Below are 12,279 nucleotides of genomic sequence, written 5' to 3' on the forward strand. Positions count from 1 at the left end.
TTCATGTAACTCCTGAGTCCTCTCCCTTTTTAAAATCCTTGAAGTTATGCCTATTGTAAAGTGAGATAAGCAAAATATATTCCGATATACCCGATCCCCTATTCAAAATTCTTAACCACGTAAACACCAAGTTTTACAAAAAAAACGACTCCTCTTCTAGCCAAACAAGACTCCCTAGAAGAATCTCTTTATTATTCCGTTCTAGAGAAACTTACAGCAGAATTACAAGACCCATCTATCACAAGATAAAGAAAAGAACAGCTGTTAAACTGTATTGGATCTTATGCATACCCTCCTACATCAATAGAAGTGATATTTCGAGAACTGACCAGGATCTATAAGAAACAAGAAACTAGTGTAAACTACTTCCTACTGTGTGTACAAATGTTCAAGAAAATTGCCGCGGTTTATTACGAACCGTTCTTCACCGGACACTACATAACTAGCTTTAAAAACTACCACAGGTGTTCCCTAAGGATGAACATGGATTCCCTCGCACGGATTCAATTTACAGACTACCCTGTCTTAAAAAAACAAAGCCTATATGACCGCGTTTATAAAAGATTCATTTCTAGTTACAGACATTCAGCATCAAACCTTATTGAATACCCCACACCCGCTATCAAATCTCCGAATCTTCTCAAGATCTAAAAAACTCTCTGTCACTGTATCTATGATAATATCTATGCGAAACCATGAGAACATGAAGAGTCCCCGAAAACGAAATTTTCTCTACCCCCTTCTATTGACCGCTTGATCTGAATACCTCTCCGATTACGTTCACCTTACTCAGGTTGAGGATCCTAAAGATCAAATCCAGAGACAACCACCCAAAAAATAAAAAAAACGACTTTGTTCGACACTCCGTTAATAAATAGAATTATAAAAAATCTTTATAAAAGACACGAACAATTGTTGAGTTAAAAATTCTTAAACTTCAATTATATAACCAATAAAAGTTGTAATTAATATCAAATTCTTCTATAATGCTTTATCTTTTCATAAAAAGGCGCGAAAATAGACCCCGTCGGGGAGAGTTTTTTAGCCTAATTATTTTTTATTTAGGTAAGTTTCTATGTCACTAGAAAACAATAATTTCTGGGCTGCCTCTGCACGCTCGCAACCTGCTTCAGCATTACATGGAACCTCTTTAATAAAAACCGCCAATCAAAAGATTTCTTTTCTATCTATATTTAATGCCTTAAGAAATAAAATTAGTTCTTGTCTTTGTTTAAATCCAGAGCCCGGTTCTAATAAAGCAGGACAGATCTTTGCCTTTATTTTATCTGCTATTATTACGGTTCTGCTCTGTGTTATCCTCCTCCCTTTGAAGTTAATCCTTCTAGGATTAAGCTGCTGCCCTTGCTTATCTAAACCTACAACAAGGTTTGAGGCGACCCAAGTTACATCTTCCTCAAGACCCCCAGTTTCGCCTGCAAGAAGACGAGTTAGTGCCTTTTCTTCATCTGCTACAGGACTAGATGCATCTGGATTTTCTCCTGGTTCTTTTATTCCTGTTTCCCCTCTCAGTCCACCCTTAATTCAATCTTTAGGAGAAGTAGGTTCTCAAGAAATAACTCTTAGAGAGTTCTTGGAAGCAAACTTCCCCACAATCGACTTAAACACTGTTACCCTAGACAGTTTAGGAATCAAAGTTTTAACACCAGAAGATCTTCAAGAAGAAAATACTCTTCTTGATCTCCCCGCATCTCTATTTTTTGGTAGTTGTGACCTATCTGAACTCCCCCTCTTCCAAGGTCATGAAGCTGACCCGTCTTCTGCATCTTTAGCTGATTCTCTACCCGAGTTTCTTGAACGCCCAGAAGATGATCTAGAAGATTTTCACAATCAAGGTGGCGGAGCTACTGGACGAACTTCTCTAGTCAATGATACGTCTGAAACTATTCCTGTTGTAGAAGTTAACCACACTCTCTCTGGCAGAGAATTGTTAAATAGATTGTATCCTAATATGGATCACGCAAGATTTATTAGCAGTGCTCGTGTAAACCTAAGACTTCAAGGCATTCCTGAGCCCCTCAGTGATGACGATGTTCTTAATCTTTCCGCAGTCACTACTTTCCCAGATCTAGTTGCTGGACAACCCGTACGTCCTTCCTCCTTAACTCTCAGTGACACACTATTGCGCCATGATTCTCTAGAAGTCGAACCTGTTACGCCTCCTCCTAGTGAAGAACTAATTTCACCAAACGACCCTCGATATGCTTTCCTACAGAAACACTTTCCTGATCTACAACCTGAATATTACAGCAGACACATTAATTTACTAGCTTCACTTTCTGGGTTGGATGAAGCAAGCTTCAATCTTCTTGAATTACCTTTGGAAGCATTTATTTATACGACACCCAATCTAGATTATGAGCCGATTTCTTCAGAGGATTTGCAAGAAAGATTGGGGGATATCTCCCCCGAAGAATATGTAAGAAGAAATAACGAGTTTATTCAGAATCTCCTAGCAAACACGCCTAATCACTGGTCTTTTCTAAATAGACTAAGAACCAATATTACTAACTCTACTCAAAGTGCAGACTTACGTAGACAATGGTTCTCAATAATAGACATGATTGTTAATAAAACCAGTCCAGAATTTGAAATAGAAGATGTAAGTAATACTGCTCGTGCTTACCTGTTCAGAATTCACTATATTTTAAAAAATAATGAGGTTCCCATTGAAAGAAAAGCAGACATATTAAAATACATAGCCTCTCATTATGATCCAAACTCTGTGGCAATGTGTTTAGTAGCTATGCAAGAAGAAATTGCTTTACAAAATGAGATAACACCTGAGTTCATTCTTTTTGATACCGAGGGTGCAGTAGGAGGCATCGGCTCACCTGCTAATCGAATTCTTCCTCCCCTAGCCACTCAAGCAACTCCTGAAGAAGTAGATGGATATATCCAACTGTTAAGAAGCCTTCTATCAAGCCCTATGTTCATAGAGGAGGGTAATGTCCACCTCGCTCCGGAAAATGATCACTACCTAACCTCATTAACAAGAGAAGTACCTGATACCTGGGAACCAATCCGTCAACCACTAGAAGATCACATCAGACAGGTTCTAGATATTGAGGACAGTCGTATTCTTCAACAAGTACAAAACCCTAGATCTCGAACTTTACGATTAGCACAGAACCAACAGATACGCTATAGTTGGCATAGCATACTGCTCGATCTATCTAGAGGTAGGGAGGCATCAGTTTCTTCATACGAGGCCCAAGCTCTTTCCCGCTCTACAATGTATCAAATGCGTAAGCTCATAAGTAGTTCGAACATAACGCACGAAAAGAAATTATCCATCATAAGCAACGTAGCTTCATACAGTGATAGGTGTCCTCCTACTTGGGTCCGAGTTGCTGGCCAGGAGTTACAAGCTGTCTTTAATGCTAACGATCAGACAGCAAATATTGTGCTTGTTTGGGTACAAATGTTTAAGGAAGGGCTTTTATCAGAAATCTTCAGGAACCAAAGAGAATGGCACATGATGACAGCCTTCAAGATAGTTTACGGTTCTGAATTGGGATTAGACAATGTGGGTATTATTCTAGATCCATATACAACCATGCTAGCCGGTCGTCAATATACTAATCAGCATAACCAATATTTCTCACGATTCCTAAGTGTTTACCGAAATAGTGGTGAAGACTTGATTAACTCTGCTCTAGAACAGGCTCTTGGAGGCTCTGAAGATCAGATACAAGCTCTAACCAACACCATCCTAGCAGACTTAGAGGCTGCTGGTATTCCTGAAGGATGTCGTGCTCAAATTATGGAAGAAGTCTTCTTCTCGGAAGAAAATGACTACAAACCTTCGAGAGAGGCTATCTGTTACTTACTACTTAAAGAAGGCGTTATTACCGCTCAAAACTATAACGAATAAAATATCGAAATAGTTCACAGCACAACATATCCCACCGAAGCTAAGGCAACATAACCACCACACAGTTGTGTTGCCTCTATCTTTTACCCCAAACAAAAAATGGTACCATTGTACATTCTAAAAATATAATTCCGATATTGCTGCTCGTATATTCTCGATTCAAGTTTAAAATCCACAATACGGAGTGGTTATTCTCTTGGCTTGAATCGCTGAGTTCCTTCTTTAAGGCCAATCCTAAGTAGGCTGATCCGTATATTTTAATTAATATTTAAAACTAGAGTTAAAGCACTTCACTAACAAAGTTTAGGTTAGCATCAGATTAATACGATGATAGGGTATTAAAAACCTTAAACTATTTTTAATATTTAGAGAATACCTCTATGAGCGTGTTCCTTATTACCTTAACCCAAGCAACTCACGGCTGACACCGCCTTATTTCTCTATTCTTTTCCTCACCTATCGTGTTGCCAACATATCACTTACTTGCATAAAAGAGGCGAATTTCTGTGTTCCTTATTTTCAACCATCTTGTCAAAAATAGTCTCTATCTGGTATCGAACATCTAGAGTCTTTTTGGTTAACTCGCCATTGCTCTAGCGTACCTTACCCCTGGTTCTTACTTCTCTAATACTTCGTGTGCTACTTATTCCAATTAAATTAGTAGTTGCCGCAATAACTCTTTCCCCACTGCAGAAAGACCCAGAGAACCTCTTTGGTTCCCGAAACCTCACAAAGGTCCTTATACCCTTAACAGAAATACAAGAAGCCTTCGTTGAAGAGGTAAAACGATCCATTCTTCAAAATCTAACTAATGAATTTGAAATTAATAGATGTCCAAAGATATCTTGTCCCTAACTCCTATTCTTTCGCCATTTTTAACTTCATTAGAGACAGCATCTTGTGAAAAAATTTCGTGTAACTACAAAAAGTTAATACGACCAATTCATAACTTGCATTGCTGGGATTCTGGTTGGGAGAACATCATGAATTATCTTACTATTGTATTATCGGAAGATCCTTCTCATCCCGATGCTGAGACATTTCCTATCATGATGCACCCACCTCATTCTATCTCTAGAAGATCGCACGATTTCTGCGGAAAAAACTCTCCGCTCTTAATGAAATTTCTTCGTATGCAAATATGTGCCGACCGACTTGGGGTGAAGCAATTTGCAGGTCTATTAATCATCTGTACAATACAAGAACTTCTGGAAGAGACCAGATACTCTTGTGGCTGCAAATGTTTAAAGAACACTTACTCACACAACAACAACTCGTTACACATGAAGAGGAATGGCATCAAATTAATGGCTTAAAACATATCTATGAGAAACAACTTGGCTTAGCCATTCATCATCTAAATCAGAATCTTGCTAGTCTAACCCTAAGACAAACCCCAATACTACCTCAGAACATAGAAAAATACAAGGCTTTTAAAAAGAGTTTCAAACAAGCCTATACAGCATAGTATTCTCCACTTGTGTCCTATCTACACAACGCATTTATAACATCAACACCAGAAATACAAGCGTAAATTTATAACTACCTACTGGATATGGTAACTAACACAATCAATCTTCCTGAAACAGGAGCTCGCATTAATGTTGTACTTGATCGTCTCTATAATGAAAATTATGAACTCAAACCCGAAGGAATCGTCTACCCACTCTACATTATGGACATCATAGTTCCTCAAAGCACCTAAAATAGTCAGGCTAAACAATAAAAAAGCGCTGTGAGAGATTTCACAACGCTTTTTTGCTTTTACAAGTCTCAAACAATACGCCTTAGAAGATCAAACGCATACCACAATTCAAATCATAGGCTATAGTATGCTCTCTCCATTCGTAGGTAAATCCTAAGAAAGTACTGAAATACGAATTCCACTCTGTATCATTACTAAACTGAGCTTTCATAGACTTTCTAGAAAGACTAGAACCAACGCCATTCCATGAATAAGAAGCTTCTGGCAAGTGAATAAGAACAGTGGATTCCTGACGATAAATATCAATAGCATAAGAAAAACTCACGCTATTAACCTCTGAACGCTGCCCTAGGGAATAGTTATGTTCTAAGGTTACACCAAAGGGGATTGCTATATTCTGTAAATGTCCTTCGTCAAATGTTCTTGCCTCACTACCTATCTCTGTAAATTTAGGAAAATTCACATAAACGTATTCCGCTTCCACGAAGGGTACAACCGCAGAAATAATAGAAGAAATCAACCTACGTGAGTTTAGAATATAACGATAATCTACGTGAGCATCTGCCAAGATACCACGACTATCCCAAGATCCTTTGGATCGACCTAAATTCGGCTGAGGATATTGCGTGTTTAAGTCATTATGCACGTTACTATAAATCAACATACCCTTAAATAACCACGACCCAGTGAAGATACCCAAGTATCCTGAACCTAAATAACCACTTTGATCACTACGTGATGAATAAGATTGACTATCGGTGTAACCGAAGAATTGCGCGAAGCTTCCTCCAATTAAGAAGTCCTCTATTAATTGAGTATCCAATCCTAAAGCATAGCCACCGGCACGGTGAGTAAAGCCATCCACTTTACCAATTGTTGCACAATTAGTGAAAGTTCCCATCCCAGATCCCCAAATATTAGTTGAGAAATCTAACTCCATTCTTTGTGCGGTAATATTGTGAGCTAACTGTTGTTGTTTTAAAGATCGTAAATCTCCGCAATGCCCCCATAAGGAATTTAATACGATAGCCCCACTCTTCTCAGGATTTAACTTATAACTCGTCGGCTTCCAATTGATCATCAATTTTCCATCGACTACTTTTGGATCAGACCACCTTCCCATATGTCCATAAGTGTCTTCTGTTATTGTTGGAACAGAAACTTTAACACGTAATTCTTCTAAAGCGTGATCCAGATCAGGAGTATCTAATACCGAGGAGGCACTCTTAAACGAAAGTAAAGTAATATCCGTTTCTTTACCTAGTAAAGCATGGTTTTCATAACCGGCACCTGCTGAATCTAAAAGATTTAAATCTAGAGATCCTGAGCCAATTGTCATGCCCTTAGGCACAATAATCTGAGGAGGTAAAGGCGTCTCGTCATCACTGGAAACAAATGAAGCTAGGTCAATTCCAATAGAATTGATATCTGCCAAAGTCTTATTTTCCGGCTGTTTAACAGACTCGTACGCACTATAATACACTTTAGATGTAGGGCTTTTTATCTTCTCAGTAGGCTTTGCATTCGGATCAAAAATACGCAAAACTGTTCCTGCAGAAAGTAAGATCTCACTACCTTTTTCTTGTTTTAAGCCGCATAGCCATAACTGAGCTTTATTAGATAACATCAGAGTTCCTGATTCTAACAAAGCAACCTGAGGGATTTTAGATGTGGCATGAGAAAAACGTACATTTCCAGAATGGGCAATTTCTGCATCATCTTTAGCTTTAGAATTAAATATCAACGTAGGATCATTTAACGCATCCTCATGATCTTTTGTGCCCTTTCTTAAGGTCAAATCTTCAAAAACAATAGCGTCGGAAAAAATCACAGAAGTCTCTCCAGCAGCGGAAACCTCAACTAATTTCGACTCTTTTCCTGAAAAGTACATCCCATTAGAGACATCTTCAGAATTCCTATTGCCTTGGAAAACTATATCCCCTCCTAAAGCCTGTAAAACCACGCTGCCTTTTTCACTAATACGAACAGCTCCCCCTGTAGGAGCATAGTTATTATAAAAAGCTACGGAACCTTCATTGTTCTTAATGATCAGGTCTTGAGTATGAATAGCGCCACCGCCAAATAAATTATGCTCAGGGTGTTTAGAAGCCGTGGTACTATTTCCTGAAAAAATCACATCTCCGGTATTCTCGGTAATCACGACTTTTGTATTATCGCTCTCTACTTTAGCGGCAAAACGCTCTTGAGATTCGGTTGAGGTTAATGAACCTGTTAAAATGGCCCCACCAAAACATCCTGCAGAATTTCCTGAGAAAAGCACTTTATTGTCATTGCCTCGAATAACTACTGATGTCTTAGCAAAAATCGCTCCTCCTCCGCTATGATGCCCTTCTGAATTGATCTGTCCTTCCTCAAGATTTTCAATATAAGGATCCCCAAAAACAAAGTTATCCTTAAACTCCACTTTCCCTAGGTTTTGAGAAATAGACACAGCGCCTGCGGCACTTGCTAGTGCTCCACCAGCAGCAATTGTTCTATTTCCAACAAAAGATACAGTAGATTCATTATTCTCAATACGTAATGTATCTCCTAAAGCGCAAACAGCACCCCCAAGAAATTTCGCACAGTTACGAGTGAACTGAACTTTCCCGTTGTGGGCAATGGCAACCTCCTTAGATAGAATCGCTCCTCCACTACTATTTCCCCCAGAAACTCGGTTATTGCTAAAGGCAAGATCTACGTTATTTTTCAAACCAACAGAATCAAGCCCAAACAAAGCTCCTCCTCCTAAAGGATTTTCTTTTTGCGCCTGGTTATCTCTAATTTCCACAGAGTTTTCAGAGAACGACACGGATGCAGAGTTATCTTCTACACTTATACTCTTAGCAAAAATCGCTCCGCCACCACGGACCCCTAAATTTACTGGTGTAGAAGATTCTATAGGAGCATTCGAGGTACTGGATTCTTCGGCAGGTGTTGGAGATAAAGGCAAGGGAAGAATTTGCCCTTTATTGTAAGAGAAGGTGACTTCTCCTGAGTTCCCGGACAGTGTAACCACCTCATGAGCAAAAATCGCTCCGCCACCAATGTGTGTACTAGAAGATTCACATTGACCCGCTTGATTCTTAGAAAAAGTAATCGCTCCGATGTTTCCAGAAATTAACACATTGGATCCATAAAGAGCCCCACCACCGAGATAGCTATGAGTCTCTTGAGAATCTAGAAGGTTCGCATTAGATGTAAAGTGAACCTCTCCAACATTATCGACTATTTTAATATCACCAGATCCAATACGTGGCTCTTGAGCATCTGTATCAGGTTGCGCAGGAAGCAAACAATAAATAGCCCCACCACCGAACTTAGAGGTATTACCTTCAAAGGTAACGTTTCCAAAATTTTGATCAATTTCTACTTGATGCCGAGAACTAATCGCACCACCAGTGACTTCGGCTGTATTTTCCTTAAACAAAGAATTGCCAACGTTCTCTACGATGCTTACCTCTCTAGATAAAAGAGCTCCTCCACGGCACTTCGCAGTGTTTTTAGAACACAGTATTCCATGATTATTTAGAAAACTAATTCTCTCTCCAGCAGCTAAAGCTCCTCCTCCCAAGAACGGAGAACCTTCAGAAGAAGCCAAGGCCTGATTATTTAGAAACTCTATGGATCCCAAATTTCCGCAAAAATCCATAGATTTTGAAGAAGATACAGCGCCTCCAGATAAAGCATAATTATCGAGGCAATGGATATCACTATGGTTTACAGAACAAATAAAACTGCCACAAGCTACAGCGCCTCCGTTAGCCTTGTCCGAATGATTCCCACTTAAGAGAACAGATCCCTGATTATCTAAGAATACAACGTCTCCACTAGCAAATCGAGACTTATGCACTGGATGTACTTGATTAGCGTTAAAAGCACCGCCCCCTACGGAAAAATCCGAACTCTCTCCAGAAGCAGGTGTAAGCTCTAAATCTGTCTTAGAATTCGCTATTGTAACAGCATGACAACCATGTATAGCGATACTACGTCCAGAAACAGCTCCACCACCTGCTTGAGACTCACAACCATCAAAAACGAGTTTTTCCTTAAAGCTTTCGAACAGGACGTCTTCTTCAGAATACACAGCTGCTCCTGCAGCTGTAGATTTTAAGTTAGTGAGAGATAGGCCCGATTTCATTCCTGTTCCCTTTAGGGCTATGCCTAAGAATCCAGGAGTATTTGCGTCTACAAGATGCTCTGGTGCGTTTTTATAGCAGAATGCTAATCCCTGCTGGAGATCCTCTACAGCGTATTGTGGAAAGGTTTTCTCTTGCTCCGCTTCAGCATTTGTAGACCTGGTATCTAGATTTTCCCAAGATAAAACATTGGATGTTTGAAATATGGTGCTCGTATTTTCTAAATGTTGTCTCTGTTCATCCTCTGCAACTAGAACTTTGTACACACATGTAGATGTATTATCTAAAAGAGAAGTCTCTTGATCCGTTTCTCCTTTTTTAGGTTCTTGCGCATGGATAGGTTTTTCTTTCTTAAAAATACCTGCAGAAGGTACTTCTAATTCTGCTTTAGGCATAGAAAGCGTATCGAGAATCACCTCTGAAGCTGGTACATAACCATATAATTTATCATTATTGGTGATCATCCCAGTGGAAACTAATATTGCTAAAACTACGGAGTGAGAAAATGTAGACTTTTGAAACCTGGATACCTTTTTTTCGATCATCGTAAACCTAATTCAGAGATGTTTCAGTATTCGTTTTCAAAAGGTTTATCACTATCAACACGATCCCGTCAATAAAGAAAGATCACAAAGGGGTAAACGCAAACACTAAGAGAGACTAGATAAAATCCGCTCACAGACACGTGCTCGAACTAAATCTATAGATCCAGAAATTCCGTTAAACAAAGACCGGCCACAAGCCTTCCCGTGGCATTTTATGACAAGTTTCGATAGCCCACATACCATCGAACCGGGATAAATCGTATAGTCCAATTGACGTTTCACATCAGACTCTAATTTATCCCCTAGAATATGACTGAGAAAATCAAAAACGCCTTCTGCTGTCTTCAGAAAGATGTTTCCTGTAAACCCATCTGAAACAACAACATCGACACTACCACTGAAGACATCACCACTTTCAATGTTCCCTAGAAAGGCATGCTGAAAGGTTTCTCTCAACAAGCGAAATGTCAGTCTGTGTGCTTCCGTCCCCTTACGTTCTTCTGAACCAATATTTAATAAACCCACGGTCGGATGTTCTGTATCCCCAAGACATTGCTTGTAGGCTAACCCCATACGAGCGAAACCTAACATCTCTTCAGGATTCACAGAGACATTAGCACCAACATCTAATATAACCGCACATCCGTGCATAGTAGGAACACGAACAAGTAAAGCAGGACGACGAACTGTAGGGAACATAGGAATTTTTGTTCGTGATAAGGTAATCAATGCCGCAGTGTTTCCTGTGGAAATCAATGCGTCTATCTTATCCTCTTTGAGATAGTCTAAACCCAGAGCCATGGATGAAGACTTTTTGCGAATAGCCGACAAGGGAGAATCTTCCATAGTGATAAAGCTTTCTGAAGATATTACCTCTGGATATCCCTTGTAAGTACTGTGACTGAGTATCTGCTCTTTCACTTCATGAGAAGCAAAAGCAATAAAAGAAATGTGCGAGTTCGAAGCTCTAGAGTTGAGTACATCGATTAGCACTTCCCAAATAACGAGAGGAGAGTGGTCTCCTCCCATCAGATCTATGCCAATTTGCACGTTCATAGCACAAATATTTTGTTATTTCTTTTCTACAGTCATAACGGCTTTCCCGTTATAAAAACCACAAGAAGTACAGACTGTATGAGGAATAAAAGCTTGTTTGCAGTTGTTACAGACAGCCGCATGACGTGCTTGTTTTGCATGATGACTTCTTCGGATATTTTTTCGCGCATTGCTATGTCGATTGCGTGGTACTGCCATATCTCTCACCTTTTATAAATTATCGAAAGGGGTTTCCCCTTTGATTTTCTTTCTATCTTCTAAAAATTGTACGATATTTCCTCTTTCAGGGCAGCCTTCTTTATTACATTCTTGAAAATGGTCGCTCTCTAGGAGGAGTTCTTGCCTAATTAAATCTTTGCAATCAAATACACCCGATTTCGCATCTTCATGGCAAATCAGGTGAGATACATCCATTAAATGCACAGAGTATAGAAAACTTTTGTCACAAATACAACAACGTAACCCTAAGTCGGTAGCGATATTTAAAGACAAAATCCATTGTTCATTATCTATTTTTTCTAAGCTTCCGGATACATCAATGGTACTGGAAAACAGTTCTTCTTCACCAGATTCACGTATACTTGCTGGGCTTAAAGAATATTTTATTACCTCTTTTTCTCCGGGAAGTTTGAGTCGGCAAATGTATAATTTTAGATCGTCTGTGTTTCCCATAAGAAAAAATCTCAAAGCAATGTTTAAAGCTTCTGCGAGTTTGAAGACAGGAGTTTACCAAACAAGGTAATTATAGAAAACAAAGACATGCTGTAAATCTATTGAGACAATAAATAAAACTATCATTTTAAATTAAAAGAATCAATAAACCATTTCTGTAGAATTTTTTACCTAATTTTTTTATAATTTTTCTCTCAGCAAGTAGACAAATATCTAGGAAGTTTAAGACCACGCCTCTACAAACAAACCTATTCCTGAATTATGTCC

The 12,279-nt window shown here is 39.1% G+C and carries 6 protein-coding genes and 1 pseudogene; 3 read left to right on the plus strand and 4 right to left on the minus strand.

The features are described 5' to 3' along the window. Positions 1 to 303: 303 nt before the first annotated feature. The 3 genes and pseudogenes from FI836_RS05315 (at position 304) to FI836_RS05410 (ending at position 5,600) form a co-directional block, all read left to right on the plus strand. Positions 304 to 651 carry a DUF1548 domain-containing protein gene (locus tag FI836_RS05315; RefSeq protein ID WP_234885811.1) on the plus strand — a complete coding sequence of 116 codons (348 nt, stop codon included), beginning with the start codon at positions 304 to 306 and terminating at the stop codon, positions 649 to 651. Between the two features lie 424 nt (positions 652 to 1,075). After that, a complete protein-coding gene (locus FI836_RS01590) occupies positions 1,076 to 3,895 on the plus strand; it encodes a DUF1539 domain-containing protein (RefSeq protein WP_139934564.1) in 2,820 nt (939 codons plus the stop codon). Between the two features lie 361 nt (positions 3,896 to 4,256). After that, a pseudogene (locus FI836_RS05410) lies at positions 4,257 to 5,600 on the plus strand (DUF1548 domain-containing protein). Positions 5,601 to 5,682: 82 nt separating this feature from the next. Here the strand turns inward: FI836_RS05410 and pmp18D are convergent. The 4 genes from pmp18D to FI836_RS01625 all read right to left on the minus strand — a co-directional run bounded on the left by pmp18D (position 5,683) and on the right by FI836_RS01625 (position 12,012). Further along, positions 5,683 to 10,284, minus strand: coding sequence for a polymorphic outer membrane protein Pmp18D (gene pmp18D, locus FI836_RS01610; protein ID WP_014943991.1), 4,602 nt, complete (start codon positions 10,282 to 10,284; stop codon positions 5,683 to 5,685). A gap of 105 nt (positions 10,285 to 10,389) precedes the next feature. Next, positions 10,390 to 11,340 carry a phosphate acyltransferase PlsX gene (gene plsX, locus FI836_RS01615; protein ID WP_020351110.1) on the minus strand — a complete coding sequence of 317 codons (951 nt, stop codon included), beginning with the start codon at positions 11,338 to 11,340 and terminating at the stop codon, positions 10,390 to 10,392. A gap of 15 nt (positions 11,341 to 11,355) precedes the next feature. Next, positions 11,356 to 11,538, minus strand: a complete 183-nt coding sequence (gene rpmF, locus FI836_RS01620; protein ID WP_006344383.1) for a 50S ribosomal protein L32 — start codon at positions 11,536 to 11,538, stop codon at positions 11,356 to 11,358. A 12-nt stretch (positions 11,539 to 11,550) separates the two neighbouring features. Further along, positions 11,551 to 12,012 carry a hypothetical protein gene (locus tag FI836_RS01625; protein ID WP_014943993.1) on the minus strand — a complete coding sequence of 154 codons (462 nt, stop codon included), beginning with the start codon at positions 12,010 to 12,012 and terminating at the stop codon, positions 11,551 to 11,553. Between the last annotated feature and the right edge of the window lie 267 nt (positions 12,013 to 12,279).

Source organism: Chlamydophila parapsittaci (assembly GCF_006385615.1).
Classification (GTDB): Bacteria; Chlamydiota; Chlamydiia; order Chlamydiales; family Chlamydiaceae; genus Chlamydia; species Chlamydia psittaci.

Coding starts and splice junctions, on each gene's coding strand:
- FI836_RS01590 (WP_139934564.1), top strand. CDS start 1,076: ATGTCACTAGAAAACAATAATTTCTGGGCTGCCTCTGCACGCTCGCAA.
- pmp18D (WP_014943991.1), bottom strand. CDS start 10,284: ATGATCGAAAAAAAGGTATCCAGGTTTCAAAAGTCTACATTTTCTCAC.
- plsX (WP_020351110.1), bottom strand. CDS start 11,340: ATGAACGTGCAAATTGGCATAGATCTGATGGGAGGAGACCACTCTCCT.
- rpmF (WP_006344383.1), bottom strand. CDS start 11,538: ATGGCAGTACCACGCAATCGACATAGCAATGCGCGAAAAAATATCCGA.
- FI836_RS01625 (WP_014943993.1), bottom strand. CDS start 12,012: ATGGGAAACACAGACGATCTAAAATTATACATTTGCCGACTCAAACTT.